A 21,327-nucleotide genomic window follows, 5' to 3' on the forward strand; every position below is an offset into this window, starting at 1 on the left:
ATCAAAGGGGGATATATGGGTATTTTAGATGATGCTCTGCTTAAGTTTAGGGATATTGTGCAGAAAAACGGTCTTTTGGATAAAAGAATTCAGATAAAAATGAGGCCTTTAAAACCCTATGAGGCTATAGGTAAACCAACAAGGGACGATTATCCACTTCTGAAGGGCAAGGAGGTTTTAGTTGAGGCCACATTTTTAGAAGCCAAAGGGCAGGCATTTACCGATGAGCCCAGTGATTTTGAGGGTTTCATGTGTGATGTTCTAAAGCTGCCTTTAAAAACAAACAGAAATAGGGCTGTTGTTATTGCAAGTATAAACGCCGTTTTGCGTTATTTAAATATGACATGGGGAACTGTACATTGTAAAGATAGCGAACCAGAGGGGTGTGCTAATGAGATGATGGAGCGATTTTTTAGACGTTGGGGCGAGAATGTGACATTGGGACTTGTGGGGCTACAGCCTGCTTTAGCCAGCTCAGCTATAAAAGTGTTTGGTAAAGGTAATGTAAAGATAGCCGATTTGGATGAGGATAATATAGGTAAAGATTTTGAGGGCGTTAAAATACTTGATGGTAAAATTTACTCAAATGAAATTGTTGCCAATAGTTTTTTGGCTTTGATTACAGGCTCGAGTGTTGTAAATGGAACGATAGATGAACTTTTAAATGTTTCAAGAATGGATAATAAGAATAGGATAGTTATATTTTATGGAACTACTATAGCTGGAGTTGCATCTTTGATGAATTTAAACAGGTTATGCTTTAGGTCTCATTGATGATAAAGCTAAACTTTTTTAAAGCATTCGAGAAGCTAAATATAAAAGTTGAGTTGAATTTTGATGGCTTAAGGAATGTGATATTTGGACCATCGGGCTCGGGCAAATCATCTATTTTAAAGATGATAGCTGGCTTTTATAATCCTGATAATGGATTTATAAGGTTTAAAAATGAGTGTTTTTTCAATAGCTTAAAAGGAATAAAAATAGCAACGCATAAAAGGAATGTAGGCTACCTGCCCCAAGAATGGACACTCTTTCCTCACCTTACTATCAAGGAGAACATACTATATCCGATCAAGGCAAGAAAAATGGAATTTGATAGGGCTCTTTTTGAATTCTTTGTTAACAAAGCGGAACTGAGCCAATACCTTGATGCGTTTCCAGAGGAAATTTCGGGAGGGCAAAAACAGAGAGTAGCCCTTATTAGAGCTTTAATGGCAAAACCTAAGCTGTTGCTTTTGGATGAGCCTTTTAGTGCCTTGGATAGATCTATTGCAGAAAAACTCAGGTATTTCCTTGTAAAAATGGTAGAGGAACTTGAGATACCTACAATTTTTGTTAGTCATAATCTTGAAGAGGCTTTCTCTTTTGCAGAAAATATGGCAATTATAAAAAATGGATTGATTTTGGAGGCCTCAAAAAAAGATGAACTTTTTAGAAAACCTATTTATGTAGAAAGCGCAGAGTCGTTGGGTTTTAAGAATGTCTTTAAAATAGATGGGAAAACGGCTAATTCTGTTAATATAAAGGGTTTTTGGTTTGAGGTTGAGAAGATTGAGGGTGACTACTGCTGCATAAGACCAGAGGATATTTTAGTTCTAAGGGATAATGCGGATAATTCAGATAGAGAAAATGTACTGAAAGGTAAGATTTCATCCATTGAGTGTGTTGGCACTCATACAGTTTTGGAATTTAATGCGGGGGGGTTGATTTTGTTTATAAATATACCCAACCATGCTGTTTATAAAATGGGGCTAAAGAAGGGAAAAAATATAACAATATCGCTAAAAAGAAATAGCTTAACCACCTGCAAAACATTTAGAGGTTTTTAGATGAAACTTACGAAGATAGCACTTTTACCTTTGAGTATTTTGCTTATTTTTATGGGTATACTTCTGATTTATGGTTTTGAAGGGGTGTCCCCTGGTGATTTAGTAGGGTTGCTTGGGGATAAGGAATTTTTATCAGCGGTGGTTTTTGGACTTGAAACCTCTCTTTTTTCTGTTTTGCTTTCGGCCGTCTTTGGTATACCTGCTGGTTTTTATCTGGCAAGAAACAATAGCAGTTTTTCTCGTTTTGCCGATATTTTATTTGACATTCCACTTGTAATTCCGCCTTTAGTTGTAGGTGCTCTACTTTTAAATCTCTTTAATTGTCCGTTTGTAGAGAGGTTTTATTCCTTTGTTTTTACATTTTGGGGTGCTGCTATAGCCCAGTTTTTTATCTCTTTTCCGTTTACCGTTAAATCTTCAAAGACAGCATTCGAACTTATTTCTCCTGTTTATGAAAGAATAGCTATGACGCTTGGCGCCTCACCCATGAAATCATTTTTTGATACCACATTTAGGTTATCTTTTTATGGTATATTTTCAGGTCTTATTCTGAGTTGGCTTAGAAGTTTAGGAGAGTTTGGTGCGACTCTTCTTGTTGGGGGTGGAATAGCCTATAAGACAGAGAATATTCCTATAAACATCTATTTGAAAATAACAGAGGGTAATTTTAGGAGCGGTTTTGCAGCAAGCTTATTGGTTGTAGTTTTAGCTATTGTATGTGTCTTTCTGGTAAAGATGGTGTTCTCTAAAAAGAGGATTGGGATATAATTTGCTCAAACTTCTCCATATCTTCTTTTGTTCCTACACAAATCAAAGTTGAACCTATCTCTATTATGTCATTAGCTTTTGGATTGAATTTCGTTGTTTTGTCCTTGCCTATCATAGCTATGATTATGAGATTGTATTTGCTTCTTATATCTGTTTCTTTTATTTTTTTACCTGCGTATGGTGATTTTTTTGTTATGTAGAACTCACCCATTTCTATTGTTGTATCCGACTGCATAACAATTGAGACCAATTCTGCAGTTTTGGGCGATATAAGCATTCTGGAGATATCATAGCCACTCGATTGGTAGGGTGATATTGTTTTTGCCCCTAACTTAACGAATTTTTTTACTGAGTCCTCAGAATTGGCTCTTGCAACAGCCAGAATGTTTTTGTTTTCATCTTTGGCCGTTATCAGCGTGTAGATGTTATCTGCATCTGAATCCATAACTAAAGCTATGCCTTGTGCTTCTTTTACCCTTGCTTTTTTAAGTATTTCCTCATCGGTTGCACTACCTATAATAACCAAATATCCATTTTCTATAGCTTCCCTTGCCGATTCTGGGTTTTCCTCTATAATCACGAATTTCTTTTTAAACCTTTCCATTTCTTTTGCCACTACCTTACCCACCCTGCCAAATCCGCAGATAATGAAGTGTTTAGACAGTTTTTCTATCTTTTTTTCCATAATCTCCTCCGTATTGAGTTTTAGTTTTAATATTCTATCGGTAAAAGCACTTGATACAATACCTGTTAGGAGCGCAATACCTGAAATACCCATTACCATCAAGAACGATGCTACGCCGCGACCTATAGGTGTTATAGGTGTTATATCACCATAACCTACCGTTGTAAATGTAACAATACTCCACCATATAGCATCGAAAATTGAACGTATGTTGGGATTTCTGTGTCCCTCCGCTATAAGCATTACAATAGATGAACCCATTATGATAAAGAAAAATATTACAAATACAATGGAAATTTCGAAGGCTTTTTCTTTTAATCCTTCTGTGAGCTCTTGGACACTTTTGCTAAAACTTGCTCCCTTGAGTATTCTTGCTATTAAAATAAGAATTCTGTAAGGATATGGTAGATAATCATAGGGTATTATAGCGAGTATATTTGCTATTGTGCCTGCAGATAGAAAGTAGGAAATTATACATGCTGCTTTGGAATTACTTGCCTGTTTTTTCTGTATGAATAGAGGTATTTTTAATCGGACTTGAGGTTTTTTCTTTTGATTTGCCTTCTCGAATGCAAGGATTGTTTTTAGAATAAAATCAAACGTAAAAGCAAAAATTGTTATAATCTCTAAAATCTTGTAAATTTTTGGGGAGCCTATGTATATGGGAATAGCGTTGTCATATCCGACTATGGCAAGTAGTGAAATAGCAGTTGTAATTTGCATGGAAAATCTATATAACTTAGCCGATTTAGAGCTACCGTAGAAGGTTTTTTGGATGTCTATCTCTTTATTCTTTTTCATCACCTATTAATTATACACAAACCTATTTTTAATTGAAAGTTTTAGCCAAAATAATATAATCATCTTGCTATGAGGGTGCATGCTGAGTGTTATCAATGTTTCATATCCCAAGCTATTCGTTCGAGCAGGCTCTTTTATGAAGATAGACAGCATCTGCTTAGGCCAGCTCAAGAAGTGGTTAGAATTTTGCGTGATATCAATGTTGAGTTACCCCCACCTTTGATTAGTGAGGATGTGTATGGCACAATCAGAAAGAGCTTGGGTATAGAAGACCCTTACAAGCAGATAAAGAGAAAATACAACGATATAGCCTTGAAGTATGAGGACTTTGCAGTAAGCGAAATAGAGCAAGCAAACGACCCCCTTCTTTATGCTATAAGGCTTTCCTTGGCTGGTAATATAATAGATTTTGGTTCACAGATTGGAAGTTTTAGTCTTGAAAACACCATAGATGAGGTTGTTAAAAACCCCCTTGATTTGACAGATTTTGACCTGTTTGAGAAGGATTTGCAAAAAGCGGACCGGGTTGTCCTGCTTGCCGATAATGCCGGTGAGATCGTTTTTGATAAGATCTTGCTTAAAACGATAAAGGAGTTGTATCCTAAAAAAGAGCTATTTATCATTGTCCGCGGTGGGCCTATAATAAACGATGTTAGCTTAGAGGATGCACTCTATGTTGGAATAGACAAGATTGCAAAGGTAATAGATTCTGGCCAACTCATCCCTGGGTTTTGGCCCGATTTTGCAAAGGGTGAGTGTAAAACTGTTTATGAGAGTGCCGATATTGTTATATCGAAGGGGCAGGGCAACTTTGAGACCTTAAGCGAGTTTGAGGATAGGCGGGTCTATTTTCTTTTTTTGATAAAATGCAGTGTCGTTGCCCACTATTTGGGTCTTAAAAAGCTTTCTAAGATATTCATAAGAAACGACGAGCGATGGGCAAGACTGCGGGCGTAGATGAGGCTGGAAGGGGGCCTTGGGCTGGCCCGGTTGTTGCAGCCTGCGTAATATTAAATAAAGATATCCCCCATTTGGGCGATATAGACGATTCTAAAAAACTCTCGCCTAAAAAGAGGGAAGAGCTCTATAGGGTTATAAAAGAAAACTCCATTTATGGCATAGGCGTTGTCTCAAATAAAGAGATTGATAAGCTGGGTATAGTTAAAGCTGTTGAGCTTGCCATAAAAAGGGCAATAGATGTGATGGATGAAAAGCCATCGTTTTTACTCATTGACGGTAAGGATAGATTTGATTTGCCTATAAAGTATAAAACCATAATCGAGGGTGATGCAAAGGTAAAATCTATCGCAGCAGCAAGCATACTGGCCAAGGTTTGGCGTGATAGGTATATGGAGCTTGTGGCAGATATATACCCAAAGTATGGTTTTGAGAAACATAAGGGTTATGGGACAAAGGCGCATACCCTTGCGCTTGAAAAATACGGTCCGTGCCAAATTCATAGGTTTAGTTTTAAGCCGATTCAGAGAGTATTGGAGAAAAAAAATAGAAAGCCAAGGCTGCTTTTGCATGCATGTTGCGCTCCGTGTGCGACAAGCGTAATAGAAAGATTAAAGGCGAATTATGATGTTGAGGTGTTTTTTTATAATCCCAATATACACCCAAAGAGAGAATATGAGGTTAGATTAAAAGAGATTGAGAGGCTTTGCCAATACCACAAGATAAAGCTCCATGTGGGCAAATACAACCCTAAAAGATGGATTGATAGAGTTAAGATGTACAAAAACGAGTCTGAGGGTGGCAAGCGGTGTATTTTATGCTATGCAGATAGAATGAAGGAGTCTGTTAGGCTCGCAAGCGAGTTGGGTTTCGACTATTTTACGACGACATTATCCGTTAGCCCTTTAAAAAGCTGGGAAAAAATAAAAACAATAGGAGAGGCATTAGCTGCAAAATACAATATAGCCTTTGAGGATACGGATTTTAAAAAGAAGGATGGTTTTAAGCGCTCTGTAGAGTTATCCAAGGAATTTGGTTTTTACAGGCAAACTTACTGCGGATGCGTCTATTCCAATATTGAACAGAAAAGAAAGAGGGGTATTTTACATGGAGAAAAATCAGATTGATGTATTAATAGATAGGTATGGATTTGAGATGGTTGAGACCCACATATCATGGGTTTTGCTTGGGAATGAACTTGTCTATAAGATAAAAAAGCCCGTGGATTTTGGTTTTTTGGATTATACGACGATTGAAAAGAGGCTAAAGTTCTGCCAAAAAGAGATTGAGTTGAATAAGCGACTTGCTGAGGAAATATACTTAGGCGTTAGCATGATTACAGACAAAAACGGTGATATATCGATTGACGGTGATGGTGAGGTTATTGATTATGCGGTGAAGATGAAGAGGATGCCGCAGGGTAGGATGATGGATGTGCTGCTTGATGAGAATAGGATAAACTCAAAACATATTGATGTTTTGGCAAGAAAGATAGCAGATTTCCACAAGAATGCCTCAACCAATGATTACATAGCCTCTTTTGGCAGCCTAAAAACAAATAAGCTCAATACAGACGAAAACTTTGAGCAGACAAAAGGCGGTATAGGAACATTTATAACTCAATTTCAATACGATTCTGTTAAAGACTATACGGATAGGTTTTATGCCCAAAACGGTGATGTATTTCAAAAGCGGATAGAGGAGGGCAAGGTTAGGGATTGCCACGGCGATATGTATTCTAAGAATATCTGCATAGTTGATGAGGATCACATCTATATATACGACTGCATTGAGTTCAATGAACGTTTCAGGTATTCTGATGTGGCAAGCGATGTTGCCTTTATGTTGATGGATCTTGAAAATAAGAACCGATGGGATTTATCAGGGTTGTTTTTGAAAAGCTATCTTGGGTATTCCTCAGATAACGGTATGATGGAGGTGCTTGATTTTTACAAGCTTTACAGAGCCTATGTTAGGGGTAAGATAGCCTTTTTTCAGGATAACCCCGATGAGGCCAACAGGTATTTTGATCTGGCTTTCGGTTATTTGCCAGAAGAATATAAACCTAAGGTATTTATCTTTAGCGGCTTGAGCGGCTCTGGAAAGACAACACTGGCACTTGAGTTATCCAAAAGATACGGTTTTATGGTTCTATCAAGCGATATAATCAGAAAGAGACTTGCGGGCATGGATGTAAATGATAAGGATCTTGCAGACTTTGGCAGTGGTATTTACTCGGTTAAGATGACAGAGAGGGTTTATGCAAAGATGATTGATGATGCCTATCAGCTTGCAAGGTTAGGCAAAGGCGTTATCTTAGATGCCACTTTTTTGAAGAAAAGCCAGAGAGAGGCTGTTTTTAGTAGATTTTTAAGGCTCGGCATAAAACCTATAGTTGTTTTTATTGATATAGATGATAAAACAGCCAAGGAGCATTTCAAGAAAAGAGAGAAGGGTAAAAGCGTATCGGATGGGAGGTATGAGATTTATCTAAAACAAAAGGAGTTGCTTGAAAAACCCGATGATGCAATTATTTTAGATGGCAAAGCTGCGATTGAAGATAATTTGAAGGTTTTAGGGGGGATTTTAAGATGAGGTTGGGTGTAAATATAGACCATGTGGCAACAATAAGGGAAGCCAGAAAAACCAATGAGCCGGAGCCGATATACGCGGCCTTGCTTGTTCAGGAAGCATTAGCAGACGGCATAACAATGCATCTTAGAGAGGATAGGCGCCACATTCAGGATAGGGATGTTTATCAGGTAAGGGAGATTGTTAAGATTCCGTTAAATCTTGAGATGAGCCTAAATGAGGAGATAGTCAGGATAGCCTTAGATGTAAAACCACACCAGGCAACGCTTGTGCCAGAGAACAGGCAAGAGATCACAACAGAGGGCGGTTTGGATGTTGTGGCAAACAGCGATAGGGTATCGGAGGTTATAAAGAGACTAAAAGGTGAGGGTATTCTTGTAAGCCTGTTTATAGACCCGCAAGAGTGGCAGATTGAACAGGCAAAAAACTTGGGCGCAGATGCGATAGAGCTCCACACAGGAAATTATGCAAATGCAAAACACGATATGGAAAAACGGCTCGAACTTGAAAAGCTCATCGATGCTGCCAAGTATGCTAAATCGTTAGGTTTGCATGTTCATGCAGGACATGGTCTTACCTATGAGAATGTAAAACCGGTTGCCGCGATTAAGGAGATAGAAGAGCTAAACATTGGCCACAGCATAATAGCAAAGAGCGTCTTTGTTGGCATGAAGGAAGCTGTAAGTTTGATGAGACAGCTGATACACGAGGCACGATGGAAGTTGGCATAGATATAGAGGAGATTGAAAGGATAGAGAAGGCCCATAAGCAGTTTGGTGATAGGTTTCTAAGGAGAGTTTTTTCGGAGGAGGAGTTGAATTATTGTTTCTCTAGGAAGAATCCTTATCCATCGCTGTGTGGGAGATTTTGTGCAAAAGAAGCAGTTGTAAAGGTATATGCTGGAAAGCTTTTGATTTCGGATGTGAAGATAGTTAACGCAGAAAGTGGTAAGCCCATGGTTTTTATACGCAATAAACCCTCCGATATAGCAGTTTCTATAAGCCACTCGAAACATTATGCCACAGCCGTTGCCGTTAAACCATGAATGAAATTGAAGCATTCAAAGAGCTAAACGGCATACTCAATAGCCTAAATCCATACGCAATGGATCTGTCGCTTGATAGGATTAAGTCGTTTTTGAATAAGATAGGCAATCCTCAGAATAGCTTTAAATCCATTTTAGTGGGTGGGACAAACGGTAAAGGCAGTGCTGTTAGCATGCTTTCTAAGGCCTTCATTGATGCCGATTACAATGTTGGCACATACACCTCACCCCACCTTATTCAGTTAAACGAGCGCTTCAAGATCAACGGTAAAATCGTTCCTTTTGCTATATTGCTTGAATATGCCCGGTTCGTTCAAAGTTTGAATTTTGAGCATTTGACATATTTTGAGTTCTTAACGGCTATGGCATTTTTGCTGTTTAAGGATTTTGGTGTTGATGTGGCTGTTTTAGAGGTAGGGATGGGAGGTGAGTTTGATGCCACAAATGTGATTGACCCCATCTTGAGCATTTTGACATCCATATCACTTGACCATACGAAACATTTGGGTGATACGCTTGAAAAAATAACCCTAACCAAAAGCAAGATTATCAAAAGATTAGGGGTTGTATCAAAAAACCCCGAAACGGTTATAAAAACCATCAAGGATAGTGTAAATGCAGAGGTGTTCTTTGTTGATGATGATTATGTAAAAAGGGCCAAAGATTTGGGCTTTTTTAATGTTAATACAGACAATGTTGCAACCGTCCTGCTTGCCATAGATCTCCTAAACCAAAGGTATGGTTTTGGATTAGATCCCTTTAGTATAAAAAAGGTTTTTTGGCCTGGGAGGTTTGAGGTTATAGAATCCAATGGTAAAGCGTTTATACTGGATGGGGCGCACAACGCCTCGGCCGTTGAAAACTTGATCGGGCTTATAGATAGGTTTGGTTTTCGTATTGACGCTATTGTTTTTGCAGCGCTTACAACCAAGGATTGGAAGGAGAATTTGACTAAGTTATGTGATATATCACCCAATATAAAGTTGCCTCAACTAAAATATAAGCTTGGTGTTGAACCGAAAGATATACAGGCTTTTTTGAGAAGAAGGGGTGTATGTCAAACAGAGCTGTTTGATGATGTAAATAGTTGCATAAACAAACTCTTCAATTCTGAATATGAAAACATACTTATCACGGGATCGCTATATTTGGTTGGCGAGGCCTTAGCGTGTAATCTAATGGAAGGGGAGGGCGGCTTTATGCCGTAACCTTCCCCAGTGGCTATTTTTTAGTCTTCGAAATAGGATATACCACACTCTTCTCTTTTTAAGAGCCACTCCCAGTGTCTATCAACCTGCTTTTGGAACTCTTCAATTAAATACTCATTGCCTTTCTTGAAGAGGTGCGCAAACCTTCTTTGTGGTTTTAGGTATTCCTCAACAGGCAGTTTTTTCTTTGGTTTGTAGTTGATAACAACCTTTCCTTTGATAACCTCATACAACGGCCATACACATGTATCGACGGCCAGTTGTGCTATTTCAATGGCTTTGTTAGATGGGAAACCCCAGCCCGTGGTACATGGCTCAATAACGTTTATGTATGTTGGGCCATCAACATCAAGTGCTTTTTTGACCTTATTCATTAGATCTCTCCAATTGGAGGGTGAAGCCTGTGCGATGTATTCCATGTGATGGCCTTCTAAAACGCTCACAATGTCTTTTCTTGGTTGTTCCTTTCCAAATTTAACTTTACCGTTTGGTGATGTTGTTGTAGAGCCTCCAAATGGAGTTGCAGAAGAGCGCTGGTTTCCTGTATTCTGATATGCGTTGTTATCATTACAGATATAAAGAAATTGATGCCCTCTTTCAATGGCACCCGAAAGTGCCTGCAACCCTATGTCGTATGTACCTCCATCACTTGCAAATGCTATAAACCTAATATCTTTTTTGACTTTACCCTTTTTCTTTAGGGCTTTATAGGCGGCTTCAACGCCGGATATTGTACTTGCAGCATTCTCAAAGGCTGTATGAATCCACGGCACATTCCAGCTTGTATATGGATAAAGACCAGTTGAAACCTCAAAACAACCGGTAGCTGCCGCAACAACTATATCGTATTTGTCTGTCTCAGCTGCCGCAAATACCTGTCTTGCTATAACTGAGTGCGTACAACCTGGACACAATCTATGGCCACTTACAAGGCCTTCCTTTTTCTTTGCTAAATCATTTAACAGAGCCATATCTTACCCCCATGCTCCTCTTAGGTTTAGACAATCGAACTGTTTTTCAACCTTACCCGTATCAACTATTTTCTTTAATGTTTCGTACACAGAGTTTATATGCCTGGGCTGGGTATCTCTTCCTCCAAGTCCGTATGTGTAGTTGATTACAGGAGCCCTTGTATCTGTATCATACAAAGCGCTTCTTATCTCGTTGAATAGGGGTCCACCTTGAGCACCTGATGGTGACACCCTATCCAAAACCGCTATGGCTTTAGCAGATTGCAGGGCATCTGCAATATCTTTGAATGGGAATGGTCTGAATAGTCTTATCTTTAACAAGCCAGCTTTAACGCCGTTTTCTCTTAAATTATCCACAACATCCTTTGTTGTGCCGCATACAGAGCCTGCAGCGACAACAACAAAGTCTGCATCGTCTAATTTGTATGCCTCATAAAGTCCATACTCCCTTCCAAAAGCCTTGCCAAAATCTTTTCCTACCTGAGTCACGACATCTTTTGCATTTAAAAGACCTTTAAGTTGATTCATTTTGTGTTCGAAGTACCAATCTGGTGGAGCCCAGGCACCGTGAGTTATAGGATCATCAGTATTGAGTAGTGGAAACTTAGCCTCATATTTTCCTATAAATTCCTTAACAGCTGCATCATCCTCAAGTTCCCATATTTCAATAGCATGAGATACATTGAAACCATCAAATGCAGCTAATGCTGGAGTAATTACTTTCTCGTTTTCAGCTATCTTTATTGCTTGAATTAAATTATCATAAGCTTCTTGGGAATTTTCAGATATTAATTGAATCCATCCTGTATCCCTTCCACCCATTATGTCTGAATGGTCACCGTGTATGTTTAGTGGGGCAGAAAGAGCTCTTGCTGCAACTGCCATAACAATTGGAAGCCTCATTCCGCTTGCTATGTATAGCATCTCCCACATAAGTGCATAACCGTTTGCGCTTGTGGCTGTCATAACCCTTGCACCGGCTGCTGCTGCGCCGATACATGCACTCATTGCAGAATGTTCACTTTCAACAGTAACAAGCTCTGTGTCCATTTCACCGTCAGCTATAAACTGAGCCACGGCTTGAGGTACAGGTGTTGAAGGTGTTATTGGAAAGGCTGCTATAACATCTGGATTGATCTGTCTCATTGCATGGGCGGCAGCCTCATTTCCCGTCAATGCTACTTTTTTACCCATTTATTTCCTCCTAAGCTTTTACTTGGAAAAGACTTCTTTTCTTAACTCTTCCACTGTTTTACCTTTTGCCTGGGCCTCTAAAACCATCTGGAGAGATTTTGGTTTACTTGGGCATTGCTCAACACAGATTCCACAACCTTTGCAATGGTCATAATCTATACCAGCCATCTTTCCATTTTCATCTACAAGAATAGAGCTATCGGGACAATAAACCCAGCAAAACATACATTGAATGCAAGTGTCTGGATTCCAGACTGGGCGCTCAACTCTCCATGAGCCAGTTTCGTAGTTTTTAGAATTACCAGGGTCCTTTATGGTTGCGCCAATAAGTACTTCATCCCATTTTAGCAATTTCTCAGCCATTTACTTTACCTCCTCGTAGGCTGTTTCTATAGCCTTTCTATTGCCTTCTATTATTTTCTCAGGGAATTTGCCTGCCTCTTCCAATAGCTCAACAACACCCTTTGATACCTCTTCTTTGCTGAAAAGGCCTGTTACCTTTGCCAATGCTCCAATCATAGGTGTGTTTGGAATTGCCCTACCCAATGTTTCGATGCTTATCTTGTTTGCATCAACCACATAAACTTCATAACCCTCAAGGCCCAATTCTTTAATAACCTCTTCTTTGTCGAATGCCGTGTTTACTATAACCTTGCCATCTTTTTTTAGACCCTCTTTTACATCAATTAAGCCCATTAGTGTTGGATCCAGAATTAAAACAATGTCTGGCTCCATGTACTCTGAATGATCCCTGATCGGCTTGTCGTTAACCCTTGTGAAAGCAACAACAGGAGCTCCTCTTTTCTCTGCGCCATATACGGCAAAACCTTGAGCGTATATTCCCTCCTCTTGAGAGATTAACTCTGCCAATGTTTTGGCCGCCGTAACGGCTCCCTGTCCGGCCCTTCCGTGCCATCTGATATCCATTTTCTTAGACATCTTTAGACCCCCACCAAAATTTGTTTTATGCAACAGTTCTCATTTTGAATGCTTCTATGAGTGTTTTTTTGTTTATATAGTTTATGTCCGCACCAGCAGGCACACCTATTGCAACCTTTGTGATTTTAATATTGGACGGTTTCAGTTTTTCTTTTATGTATTGCATAGTCAACTCCCCCTCTGTTGTAGGACTGATTACCAAGATGAGTTCTTTCTTTTGTTCTTTTAGTATTCTGCTTACTAAATAATCTATACGTTTTATAATGCTATCTATTCCGTATATAGGTGAAATAACTCCCCCCAGTATAAAGTAAAGTCCATTATATACATTTGCCGTCTCTATTTCAAGTAAATTTTCAATAGTTTCAACTACGCATACGGTTTCATGGTCGCGCGATTTATCGGAACATATATCACATATACCATTTTCGTTTGCGGTTAGATTATAACAAAGTCTGCATGATTTGACCTTTTCAGATATTTCTTTTAGTAGTTTAGATATAGAGTTTGCTTTATCTTTGTGTTCTGCTAACCAGAAAGCATACTTTGAAGCGTTTTTCTCTCCTATGCCTGGTATATTTTTTAAATATAAGCTCAACTCATCCAATAATTTCAAATGAGCATTTTTCATTAAAACATACCGGGAATATTAAGACCCCCTGTGAGTGCTGCTATTTTCTCATCCATCTGTTGTTTTGCCTTCCTTATAGCCTCATTTACACCCGAAAGAACCAAATCTTCAAGTGTTTCTATATCCTCAGGGTCCACTATTTCTTTTGAGATTTTTATATCAACTATTTCACCTAAACCATTTGCGGAAACGGATACCATACCGCCGCCCACGCTTACCTCAACCGTTTCTTTAGCAGCTTCTTCTTGAGCCTTTGCTATCTGTTTCTGGATCTTTTTTGCTTGAGCCATTAAAGAGTTTAAGTCCATTCCGCCGAAACCCTTTGCCATTGCATTACTCCTTTCTAAAGCTTAATTAATTGTATATTATTTTTTTAATTTTTCAATATTTACTATCTTGCCACCGAAGGTTTTCAAAATTATGTCTATTTTTGAAGGCTCTTCTTCTGAGAATTCTTTTTCTTCAGTGTTTGAGCCATATTGTCTGTTTTGTATTGGGGGCTTTTCTTCTGTCTTAATAGGTTGAAGAGTTTCTGTTTGGGTTTTGGATAAGTCTGTGGAAACATTTGAGTTTGTTTTGGATAATTTTTCTATAATTATATCAATGCTCTCTAAATCATTTGTGGCTATTGCTTTATGTGTTGCAACTATTAAAGCATCTGTAGGCTCTATTTTTTGTTTTATATCTTTTAATGCATTGTAATATATGTTAATCAGTGCTGTTTTTTGTGTTTTTGATAAATCTTTTTCTATGATGTTTTCTATAACCTGTTTTGTGAATGTTTGAAGATTGGATGATATTGTATTTAGGTTTTTTATTATATCCAAAGCTTCTTTTGCTTTGTTTTGGATTATAAACTCTACATAACTATTGACAACATCTTTTGTTGGAATGCCAACAACAACAGAGACATCTTCTTTTGTAATTGTATCCGTTGGTTTGAATGCTATGCATCTATCCAAAAAGCCTTCTGCTACCCTAAGTGAGCCTGTGCTTGCATATGATATAAGCTCTATTGCTTCATTATCTATTTTTATATTTTCTTGGCTTGCTATGTATTTTAACTTCTTTTCTATTTCGTTTTTGGGAATCCTGTTAAGTGTAAGTATTTGACATCTGGATAGTATTGTTTCAGGAATTTTCTCTATGGCCGTTGTTGCAAATATGAATTTGACATATTCTGGTGGTTCTTCAATAGTTTTAAGCATGGCGTTGAAGGCCTCAAGTGTAAACATGTGAATTTCATCTATTATGTAAACCTTGAATCTTCTTTTGAGTGGCGGGTATTTAACGCTTTCTATTATATTGCGGGCATTCTCTATTTTTCTATTTGATGCTCCATCTATTTCTATTACATCGACATCTTTGCCTAAGGCTATTGCTTTACACGCTTCGCACTCACCACACGGCTCTGTAGTTGGTCCGTTCTGGCAGTTTAGAGATTTAGCTATGATTCTTGCCAATGATGTTTTGCCTGTACCCATGGGGCCTGCTAAGAGTATAGCATGGTGCAGTTTCTCTGTTTCTATAGCGTTTTTTAGGATTGTTGTGGCTACGGGCTGGCCTATTACCTCTGAAAGCTTAGAGGGTCTATATTTCCTTGCTAGAACCTTATACATTTCATCTCCCTTAGCGATGCCCAGCTGAGCAGGACATTGCACGCTCACACAACCCTACCTACCGTTGCTCCCTTCCGGGCCTGGCGGGGTTCAGCAGGGCGTGTGTCGCACAAGCCCACCCAGCTGAGCATCGCTAAAAGAAACATGGCGCGCCCAAGAGGATTCGAACCTCTGACCCCAAGAACCGCAATCTTGTGCTCTATCCAACTGAGCTATGGGCGCCCTTTAGAGTCTAAACTAAAATGGCGGAGAGGGCGGGATTCGAACCCGCGGTAGAGTTTGTGACCCTACACACGATTTCCAATCGTGCTCCTTCAGCCAGGCTCGGACACCTCTCCGCTTGCGGGATTGATACTAACAGCATTTTTTAAAAATGTCAAGAATGGCATTGGCCTTAGGTGATGTAGATATTTTCTGAGAATTCTATAGCTTCAAAGTAATAATTGTTTATATTTTCGTTTTTTAGTTTTGTTTGTTTTGCTATCTTTTGTGCTGCCTCAAAGTCTCCATTTTCATAAGCTTTTATAAAGTCCAACAGTTTTTTGTACTCATTTTCTTTACCTAATAAGGCCTCTTTTATTTTCTTATCTATATAGTTGAACTCTTTTAGTACCTCCTCCATCGGAGCATCAAGTATTGAGTCTATTAACGAGAACAAGCCTAGGATGTAAGATACCTCTTCATCTGTGTTGAAATATTTTGCTAATAGTGATGCAAATTTAGCTCGCACAGTTGATAAAATTATCAACTCTTGCGGTTTATTTTCTGCTAATTTTGAAACATAGAGTAGGTTTAACCATTCTTTAGTCTTTTTCTCTCCCAGCATGGATACAGCTTTTTTTATAGAATTTACCTTGGATTTTAAGCCAAAAAATGGAGAGTTGACCAAAGATAGAAGTTTTGTATGCATGTATAAGTCGCCGCTTATAAAACTAATAAGGTCTTCCAAAGTGCTTTTGGGGTCATTTATTGTTTTTAATGCTTTGATTATGGTTGCCTGGTAGGGTGATATATCCTTTTTGGTTTGAATAGTTGGTTTTTGGAAAAAGAATCCCTGAAAATAACTAAAGCCTAATTTTAAAGCAAATTCAAAATCTTCTCTTGTTTCGACCTTTTCTGCTAAGAGCTTAAGGTTATAAGGCGTGTATAATTTAATCTGGTCTTCTATTTCCTTTTTGGATAGTTCGAGAAAATCTATCTTAATGATATCGGCAAGTTCTACAAGATGTTTTTGGTGTTCTAAAAAGACAAAGTCGTCTAAAGCTATTGTATATCCCAACTTTTTAGCGTTTTTCAGTGATTCAAGTATCTCATTTTCTGCTAAAACATCCTCTAAAACTTCAATGATTATTTTGTCTTTGGGTAGGGCTTCATAAACCCTATCCAGGATCAAATCTTTGGTGAAATTTATAAATATCTTTCCTTGTTTTGCTATTTTATCCATGCCTAAGTTTATAAAGGCGTTTATTATAACCCTGCTTGTAGCTGTATTCCCGTCTATATTGGATGCCGACGTAGAGGATGAAAGGCTTTCTCTGTATAAAAGCTCATATCCAAATGTTTTTCCGTTTCTATCTAATATTGCCTGTCTGCCTATTAAAAAATCCATTGTTCTTGCTCTTTATGGCGTTGATAGATATTCGTTTATACTCATTGTTTGATAGGCCTTTGTTGTTATATATTTTAACACCTTTGCCATAGTAGCTGGCTTTACATAACCTGGTATTGTTAGTATTATCTTAGTGTTGGCATCTGTAATAACAACATAAGGTGTTGAACCTCTAAACCCAAACATCCTTGCCAGACTTGCCGTGTCAAGTTTTAGTTTGCCTTTTGAGGTTTTAATAGTGTAATAGTTATCTTTGTCTATATGAATGAAGTAGAACTTCATTTTGTTTTGATAGTCTTTCAAAAGAGCGTTTGTAGATAAGTCTTTGTTTAATTTTATGCAATATGGACATGTAGTGCTGTCGAATATCAACACTATAGGCTTGCCATTGCTTTTTATATCTATGGTCTTTTTGGGATGTTTTGAGCAGCCATATACGAATAACAAAGCAGAAACGATAAAAATGAAAAAAAGCTTCCTTAACAACTTATTCCCTCCTAAAACAGTATATCATTTGATAGTATAGCAAATTAAATCTAAAAGAAGTAGTGAAAAATCCAATCAAGTCTTCCCCGTTTCAGAAAGTACATGCCGCTAAATTTCATAACCTCTTTGATTTTTTGCCTCATTTGAGGCTTGTAACAGTGGATTTTGCAATGCTTGCATTGCGGTTTGGGATCAAGCGGGCAATTGTATAATCTTTCGAGTGAGTATTGGAGCAATTCATAACACTCCTTACAATATCCATCCCTGTACACCTTAGTGCCTTTTTTTATATGGTTTTCCTTACAATACACCTCTATAAACTTTTTTAATATTTTTTCATCTTTTTTTATGCGTTTTTCTTTTTTCACAGATACTTATAGGCTTTGTTTCCTATATCTGTTCTGTAATGCATTCTGTCAAAGTGTATGAATTTTATTGCATTATACGCCTTTTCCTGTGCTGTCCTAAAATCTTTATCCATTCCTACAACGTTTAATACCCTGCCGCCGTTGGTAAGAATTTGTCCATCTTTTAGTTTTGTTCCAGCATGAAATACGATGACATCATCTAATTCAACTATCTTATCAAGACCGATTATAGGTTTGCCTTTTTCATAACTTAGTGGGTATCCGCCGCTTGCCAAAACAACCCCCACGGCATAGCCCTCTTTCCAGCTTAATGAGTATTTATTGAGATTGCCCTCGATTGTTGCAAGCATGATTTGTACAATATCGCTTTTAAGTAGCGGAAGAATAGCCTGGGTTTCAGGGTCTCCAAAGCGGCAGTTAAACTCAAGGACGTATGGTTTCTTATCTTTTATCATTAATCCCGCATACAATACACCTTTATATGGTGCCTCCTCTTTTTTCATTCCGTCTATAGCTTTTTTCATTATATTGTCTATGATGTATTGTTTGAGATTTTCATCTACTATGGGTGCAGGGGCGTATGAGCCCATTCCGCCTGTATTTGGTCCTTCGTCGTTGTTGTATATCGGTTTGTGATCCTGGGCTGCTATCATTGGCAGTATATTCTCACCATCACTGAATACCAAAAACGAAGCTTCTTCCCCCTCCAAGAATTCTTCTATAACAACTCTGTTTCCAGCCTCGCCGAATCTTTTTTCTATAAATATTGATTTCAATGCTTTGATAGCTTCCTCTTTGGTTTTAGCAACGGTAACACCTTTGCCAGCTGCAAGCCCATCTGCCTTTACAACTATGGGCGCCCCCTTTTTTTCTATGTATGCTTTTGCATCTTCAAAGCTGGTGAATGTTTCGTATTCTGCTGTAGGTATATTGTATTTTTTTAAAAAATCCTTTGTAAATGATTTACTTGCCTCAAGCTGGGCTGCCTTCTTAGATGGGCCAAATGCCTTTATTCCGACCTCAGAAAGCCTATCCACAATCCCGTCGGCCAATGGGTTTTCAGGTCCAATGGCCACCAAATCTATGGCTTTTTCTTTGCAAAACCCAACAACTCCATCTAGATCCTCTGCCGATATATCTATATTAGTGGCAATTTCTGCCGTTCCTGCATTTCCTGGTAGACAAAATAAATTATCGCATAGTGGGGATTGTTTTATTTTCCATGCCAGAGCGTGCTCCCTTCCGCCTCCGCCAACTATAGCTATTTTCATTTCTCCTCCTTATACTTCAAATCTATTTACTGCATCAGATACATTTTGTGCTATTTCCTTAAGCTCAACAGAGGCTCTCGATACGTTTTCTGCTGCCTTCGTATTTTCCTTAGCTGCGTTTGTTACCTCTTGAACCTGGGCGTCTATTTCAGCAACCGTTGCCGAGATCTCCTCTATAGCGGCACTGGTTGAGTTTATCTCTTCTATGGTTTGATTGGTTCTTTCAACAACCTCGTTTATGTGGTCTTTGTTTTTCTGTATAGCTTCAGCTTCAGCCAATATACTATCCTGAGTGTTCTTTGTTTTTTCTATGGCTTTATCAACATCTATCTGCATCTGTGTTATCATGTTTCTGATCTCTTCTGTTGATGTTTGGGTTTTTTCTGCTAACTTTCTAACCTCATCGGCAACAACGGCAAAGCCCCTGCCTGCCTCGCCAGCCCTTGCTGCCTCAATTGCGGCGTTTAATGCTAAAAGATTTGTCTGGTCTGCTATGTCGCTAATGACATCAACGATCTTTCCAATATTTTTAGATGATTCCCCTACCACGTTTATCTGATGCATCGTGTCTTCAGCTAATTTTGCGTTTATATCCATATTTTTAACCCTTTGTTCGATGTCATCGATCATTTTTTGATTAACCTCACCAATCGTATTCGCCAATTGAGCGACATTCTCGGCCGATTTTGCTATGCCATTAATCGCTTGAGTTGTGTCATTTATGGCATGAACAATCTCCTCCATACTTCTTGTTGTCTGTTCGTTTGTAGCTGACATCTCAATAGCAGCCGACGATAGATTTGTTGAGTGTTCTAACATTACATCACTTGCTTGTTTAATATTTTTGACCATTACTTCAAGTGCTTTTGCCATGTCATTTAGGTCTTGTTTTAGTTTTCCTATTTCATTATTTGAATCTATCTTGAAGCTTACATTGAGTTTTCCTTCTTTGAATTGACTGATTATCACAGAAACATCAAGCAAGGGGTTGAGTAAATAGTTTTTTATAGCTACATACCCAAACATTAAAAGACCTGCCAATATGAAATAAATAACCAAAAGTACCATACTTGTTGCGTTTAGGCTAGATTTTAAGCTATCCATTGTTGACCTCATTGTAGCTATCCTTGAGCGGGTAAGATTGGTTATCTGTTTTTCTATAGATAGGGTCATTTTATCTATTCTGTTTAGTTCCTCTGGAGTAATTTTACCCGTAGATATGGAATTTTCTATTTGCTTTATTGCAAGGTTTAGTTGACTATCTATTGATGATTTTAGATTATAGAGCCTTGATTTTTCAGTGTTGCTTAGGATTGATGAGTATTTGTTTGTATTGTTCTCTATAATTTCGTTTATCTTTGTAAAATATGCTTTTGCCTGATTAAGTAAGTCTCTACTGTGTAGTGTGTATGACTTTAAGAGTAGTTTTTCACCCTTATTGAAGTTTTCTTCTATTTGGTGGTATATCTGAACCTGGATTAGGTCTCTGTAGTAGATGCTGTTTATTTGTGTTTTGTTCTTGTTTATGACGGAGAAGGTATAGACTGTGGCTATGATAAATCCAAACAGTATCAACGCAAGGCTTCCACGAATCAAGTTTTTAACCGAGATGTTTTTCATAGACCACCTCCCAATTTTTATCCTAAATTTAATGTCAAGGTGATACTTTTCAAGTGTTAAAATCCACCGTTGTATATCAAGTATGCCCCGGCAAGTATTAGCATAACTCCACTTGCTTTTTGTAAAAGGTCAAGCCTTTTTAGGGCTTTTGAAACTTTGAAGAAGTAATTTATAGAGAACGAGAAAGCCAGAAATGGCAAACCTATGCCCAATGAGTATAAGGAAAGTAGTATAACACCCTCCTTTACGCTGTTTGCATCTGCTGCAAGTAGCAAGATGGAAGAGAGCATTGGTCCAACGCATGGACTCCATCCAAATGCGAAAATAACACCAAAAACAAATGATGATATGAATCCATGTGATGGCATGCAGGCCGTTAGTCTTTTTGTTTGGGTTAAGATTTTTATGTTTATCAAACCACTGAGTTGAAGGCCAAAGAAGATTAAGATAAAGCCTGATATTTTTGCAAATAGTATCTTATTTGTTAGCAGGAATGTGCCTATGCTACTTGATGCTGCACCCATTGTGATGAATATCAATGCAAAGCCAAATATAAATACAGTTGTTTTTGCAAATATAATCAAAGGCTGAGTTTGGCTTTTGCTTTTTAAATCCTCAAGGCTGTGGCCTGTTACGAAGGATATATATACAGGTATCAGAGGAAAGATACAAGGGGAAAAAAAACTTAAGATTCCAGCAAAAAAAGAACCCCACATCAAACTTATGCTCATAAA

The 21,327-nt window shown here is 38.2% G+C and carries 23 protein-coding genes, 2 tRNA genes and 1 other RNA gene; 9 read left to right on the forward strand and 17 right to left on the reverse strand.

What is annotated here, in order from left to right:
- Nucleotides 1-15: 15 nt before the first annotated feature.
- From HIPMA_RS02975 to HIPMA_RS02985, 3 genes are read left to right on the forward strand one after another with little or no spacing between them, the layout of a single operon-like run.
- The gene (locus HIPMA_RS02975) at nt 16-774 is read left to right on the forward strand and encodes a Rossmann-like domain-containing protein (protein ID WP_013681589.1); all 759 of its coding nucleotides are present in this window, start codon (nt 16-18) and stop codon (nt 772-774) included.
- On the forward strand, nt 774-1,829 hold the full coding sequence (locus tag HIPMA_RS09090) for an ABC transporter ATP-binding protein (protein ID WP_013681590.1): 1,056 nt from the start codon (nt 774-776) through the stop codon (nt 1,827-1,829). The genes HIPMA_RS02975 and HIPMA_RS09090 overlap by 1 nt, the downstream gene beginning before the upstream one ends.
- A complete protein-coding gene (locus HIPMA_RS02985) occupies nt 1,830-2,597 on the forward strand; it encodes a molybdate ABC transporter permease subunit (RefSeq protein ID WP_013681591.1) in 768 nt (255 codons plus the stop codon).
- On the opposite strand, the gene HIPMA_RS02990 is transcribed toward HIPMA_RS02985, so the two are convergent.
- Complete coding sequence (locus tag HIPMA_RS02990; protein WP_013681592.1) at nt 2,575-4,083, reverse strand: potassium channel family protein; 1,509 nt, start codon at nt 4,081-4,083, stop codon at nt 2,575-2,577. The two genes, HIPMA_RS02985 and HIPMA_RS02990, sit on opposite strands and share 23 nt — an antisense overlap.
- Before the next feature lie 69 nt (nt 4,084-4,152).
- Here HIPMA_RS02990 and HIPMA_RS02995 point away from each other — a divergent pair, with 69 nt between their 5' ends.
- Genes HIPMA_RS02995 through HIPMA_RS03020 form a run of 6 tightly spaced genes read left to right on the forward strand, consistent with a single transcriptional unit; the run spans nt 4,153 to nt 9,885 of the window.
- Nucleotides 4,153-5,040: a damage-control phosphatase ARMT1 family protein gene (locus tag HIPMA_RS02995; RefSeq protein ID WP_013681593.1), complete on the forward strand. Its 888-nt coding sequence runs from the start codon at nt 4,153-4,155 to the stop codon at nt 5,038-5,040.
- Complete coding sequence (gene rnhB / locus HIPMA_RS09095; protein ID WP_013681594.1) at nt 5,019-6,167, forward strand: ribonuclease HII; 1,149 nt, start codon at nt 5,019-5,021, stop codon at nt 6,165-6,167. The genes HIPMA_RS02995 and rnhB overlap by 22 nt, the downstream gene beginning before the upstream one ends.
- Nucleotides 6,148-7,635, forward strand: coding sequence for a bifunctional aminoglycoside phosphotransferase/ATP-binding protein (locus HIPMA_RS03005; protein WP_013681595.1), 1,488 nt, complete (start codon nt 6,148-6,150; stop codon nt 7,633-7,635). Before rnhB ends, HIPMA_RS03005 begins: the two co-directional genes overlap by 20 nt.
- On the forward strand, nt 7,632-8,363 hold the full coding sequence (locus HIPMA_RS03010) for a pyridoxine 5'-phosphate synthase (protein WP_013681596.1): 732 nt from the start codon (nt 7,632-7,634) through the stop codon (nt 8,361-8,363). Before HIPMA_RS03005 ends, HIPMA_RS03010 begins: the two co-directional genes overlap by 4 nt.
- The gene (gene acpS, locus HIPMA_RS03015) at nt 8,348-8,677 is read left to right on the forward strand and encodes a holo-ACP synthase (protein ID WP_013681597.1); all 330 of its coding nucleotides are present in this window, start codon (nt 8,348-8,350) and stop codon (nt 8,675-8,677) included. The genes HIPMA_RS03010 and acpS overlap by 16 nt, the downstream gene beginning before the upstream one ends.
- Nucleotides 8,674-9,885 (forward strand): bifunctional folylpolyglutamate synthase/dihydrofolate synthase, encoded by a 1,212-nt coding sequence (locus HIPMA_RS03020; protein WP_013681598.1) that lies wholly within the window; start codon nt 8,674-8,676, stop codon nt 9,883-9,885. The genes acpS and HIPMA_RS03020 overlap by 4 nt, the downstream gene beginning before the upstream one ends.
- Nucleotides 9,886-9,905: 20 nt before the next feature.
- On the opposite strand, the gene HIPMA_RS03025 is transcribed toward HIPMA_RS03020, so the two are convergent.
- The 16 genes from HIPMA_RS03025 to HIPMA_RS03095 all read right to left on the reverse strand — a co-directional run bounded on the left by HIPMA_RS03025 (nt 9,906) and on the right by HIPMA_RS03095 (nt 21,324).
- Nucleotides 9,906-10,856 (reverse strand): thiamine pyrophosphate-dependent enzyme, encoded by a 951-nt coding sequence (locus tag HIPMA_RS03025; protein WP_013681599.1) that lies wholly within the window; start codon nt 10,854-10,856, stop codon nt 9,906-9,908.
- Between the two features lie 3 nt (nt 10,857-10,859).
- Complete coding sequence (locus HIPMA_RS03030; protein ID WP_013681600.1) at nt 10,860-12,050, reverse strand: transketolase C-terminal domain-containing protein; 1,191 nt, start codon at nt 12,048-12,050, stop codon at nt 10,860-10,862.
- A gap of 18 nt (nt 12,051-12,068) precedes the next feature.
- A complete protein-coding gene (locus HIPMA_RS03035; protein WP_013681601.1) occupies nt 12,069-12,413 on the reverse strand; it encodes a 4Fe-4S dicluster domain-containing protein in 345 nt (114 codons plus the stop codon).
- Complete coding sequence (locus HIPMA_RS03040) at nt 12,414-12,989, reverse strand: 2-oxoacid:acceptor oxidoreductase family protein (RefSeq protein ID WP_013681602.1); 576 nt, start codon at nt 12,987-12,989, stop codon at nt 12,414-12,416.
- Nucleotides 12,990-13,014: 25 nt separating this feature from the next.
- A complete protein-coding gene (gene recR / locus HIPMA_RS03045; RefSeq protein ID WP_169309464.1) occupies nt 13,015-13,605 on the reverse strand; it encodes a recombination mediator RecR in 591 nt (196 codons plus the stop codon).
- Nucleotides 13,606-13,619: 14 nt separating this feature from the next.
- Nucleotides 13,620-13,949 (reverse strand): YbaB/EbfC family nucleoid-associated protein, encoded by a 330-nt coding sequence (locus HIPMA_RS03050; RefSeq protein WP_013681604.1) that lies wholly within the window; start codon nt 13,947-13,949, stop codon nt 13,620-13,622.
- 36 nt (nt 13,950-13,985) lie between these two features.
- On the reverse strand, nt 13,986-15,239 hold the full coding sequence (dnaX, locus tag HIPMA_RS03055) for a DNA polymerase III subunit gamma/tau (protein WP_013681605.1): 1,254 nt from the start codon (nt 15,237-15,239) through the stop codon (nt 13,986-13,988).
- A gap of 22 nt (nt 15,240-15,261) precedes the next feature.
- Nucleotides 15,262-15,361, reverse strand: an RNA gene (ffs, locus tag HIPMA_RS09380) — signal recognition particle sRNA small type.
- Nucleotides 15,362-15,384: 23 nt separating this feature from the next.
- Nucleotides 15,385-15,461 (reverse strand) — tRNA-Arg (locus HIPMA_RS03060).
- A gap of 21 nt (nt 15,462-15,482) precedes the next feature.
- Nucleotides 15,483-15,577 (reverse strand) — tRNA-Ser (locus HIPMA_RS03065).
- 56 nt (nt 15,578-15,633) lie between these two features.
- Nucleotides 15,634-16,848: an EAL and HDOD domain-containing protein gene (locus HIPMA_RS03070; protein WP_013681606.1), complete on the reverse strand. Its 1,215-nt coding sequence runs from the start codon at nt 16,846-16,848 to the stop codon at nt 15,634-15,636.
- Nucleotides 16,849-16,860: 12 nt separating this feature from the next.
- On the reverse strand, nt 16,861-17,334 hold the full coding sequence (locus tag HIPMA_RS03075; RefSeq protein WP_013681607.1) for a thioredoxin family protein: 474 nt from the start codon (nt 17,332-17,334) through the stop codon (nt 16,861-16,863).
- A 50-nt stretch (nt 17,335-17,384) separates the two neighbouring features.
- Nucleotides 17,385-17,702 carry a nitrous oxide-stimulated promoter family protein gene (locus HIPMA_RS09865; protein ID WP_013681608.1) on the reverse strand — a complete coding sequence of 106 codons (318 nt, stop codon included), beginning with the start codon at nt 17,700-17,702 and terminating at the stop codon, nt 17,385-17,387.
- Complete coding sequence (gene purD / locus HIPMA_RS03085; protein WP_013681609.1) at nt 17,699-18,973, reverse strand: phosphoribosylamine--glycine ligase; 1,275 nt, start codon at nt 18,971-18,973, stop codon at nt 17,699-17,701. The genes HIPMA_RS09865 and purD overlap by 4 nt, the downstream gene beginning before the upstream one ends.
- Before the next feature lie 9 nt (nt 18,974-18,982).
- Nucleotides 18,983-20,593, reverse strand: coding sequence for a methyl-accepting chemotaxis protein (locus HIPMA_RS03090; protein WP_013681610.1), 1,611 nt, complete (start codon nt 20,591-20,593; stop codon nt 18,983-18,985).
- A gap of 56 nt (nt 20,594-20,649) precedes the next feature.
- A complete protein-coding gene (locus HIPMA_RS03095; RefSeq protein WP_013681611.1) occupies nt 20,650-21,324 on the reverse strand; it encodes a cytochrome c biogenesis CcdA family protein in 675 nt (224 codons plus the stop codon).
- Nucleotides 21,325-21,327 lie beyond the last annotated feature (3 nt).

The sequence above is a fragment of the Hippea maritima DSM 10411 genome, from assembly GCF_000194135.1.
Classification (GTDB): domain Bacteria; phylum Campylobacterota_A; class Desulfurellia; order Desulfurellales; family Hippeaceae; genus Hippea; species Hippea maritima.

What these genes read in the sequence shown, in the direction of transcription:
- HIPMA_RS03070 (WP_013681606.1), bottom strand. Translation starts at nt 16,848, where the DNA reads ATGGATTTTTTAATAGGCAGACAGGCAATATTAGATAGAAACGGAAAA.
- HIPMA_RS02975 (WP_013681589.1), top strand. Translation starts at nt 16, where the DNA reads ATGGGTATTTTAGATGATGCTCTGCTTAAGTTTAGGGATATTGTGCAG.
- HIPMA_RS02990 (WP_013681592.1), bottom strand. Translation starts at nt 4,083, where the DNA reads ATGAAAAAGAATAAAGAGATAGACATCCAAAAAACCTTCTACGGTAGC.
- HIPMA_RS03010 (WP_013681596.1), top strand. Translation starts at nt 7,632, where the DNA reads ATGAGGTTGGGTGTAAATATAGACCATGTGGCAACAATAAGGGAAGCC.
- HIPMA_RS03005 (WP_013681595.1), top strand. Translation starts at nt 6,148, where the DNA reads ATGGAGAAAAATCAGATTGATGTATTAATAGATAGGTATGGATTTGAG.
- HIPMA_RS09090 (WP_013681590.1), top strand. Translation starts at nt 774, where the DNA reads ATGATAAAGCTAAACTTTTTTAAAGCATTCGAGAAGCTAAATATAAAA.
- HIPMA_RS03025 (WP_013681599.1), bottom strand. Translation starts at nt 10,856, where the DNA reads ATGGCTCTGTTAAATGATTTAGCAAAGAAAAAGGAAGGCCTTGTAAGT.
- HIPMA_RS02985 (WP_013681591.1), top strand. Translation starts at nt 1,830, where the DNA reads ATGAAACTTACGAAGATAGCACTTTTACCTTTGAGTATTTTGCTTATT.
- HIPMA_RS03095 (WP_013681611.1), bottom strand. Translation starts at nt 21,324, where the DNA reads ATGAGCATAAGTTTGATGTGGGGTTCTTTTTTTGCTGGAATCTTAAGT.
- HIPMA_RS03035 (WP_013681601.1), bottom strand. Translation starts at nt 12,413, where the DNA reads ATGGCTGAGAAATTGCTAAAATGGGATGAAGTACTTATTGGCGCAACC.
- HIPMA_RS03040 (WP_013681602.1), bottom strand. Translation starts at nt 12,989, where the DNA reads ATGTCTAAGAAAATGGATATCAGATGGCACGGAAGGGCCGGACAGGGA.
- HIPMA_RS03090 (WP_013681610.1), bottom strand. Translation starts at nt 20,593, where the DNA reads ATGAAAAACATCTCGGTTAAAAACTTGATTCGTGGAAGCCTTGCGTTG.
- purD (WP_013681609.1), bottom strand. Translation starts at nt 18,973, where the DNA reads ATGAAAATAGCTATAGTTGGCGGAGGCGGAAGGGAGCACGCTCTGGCA.
- HIPMA_RS03030 (WP_013681600.1), bottom strand. Translation starts at nt 12,050, where the DNA reads ATGGGTAAAAAAGTAGCATTGACGGGAAATGAGGCTGCCGCCCATGCA.
- dnaX (WP_013681605.1), bottom strand. Translation starts at nt 15,239, where the DNA reads ATGTATAAGGTTCTAGCAAGGAAATATAGACCCTCTAAGCTTTCAGAG.
- HIPMA_RS02995 (WP_013681593.1), top strand. Translation starts at nt 4,153, where the DNA reads ATGAGGGTGCATGCTGAGTGTTATCAATGTTTCATATCCCAAGCTATT.
- rnhB (WP_013681594.1), top strand. Translation starts at nt 5,019, where the DNA reads ATGGGCAAGACTGCGGGCGTAGATGAGGCTGGAAGGGGGCCTTGGGCT.
- HIPMA_RS03020 (WP_013681598.1), top strand. Translation starts at nt 8,674, where the DNA reads ATGAATGAAATTGAAGCATTCAAAGAGCTAAACGGCATACTCAATAGC.
- acpS (WP_013681597.1), top strand. Translation starts at nt 8,348, where the DNA reads ATGGAAGTTGGCATAGATATAGAGGAGATTGAAAGGATAGAGAAGGCC.
- HIPMA_RS03050 (WP_013681604.1), bottom strand. Translation starts at nt 13,949, where the DNA reads ATGGCAAAGGGTTTCGGCGGAATGGACTTAAACTCTTTAATGGCTCAA.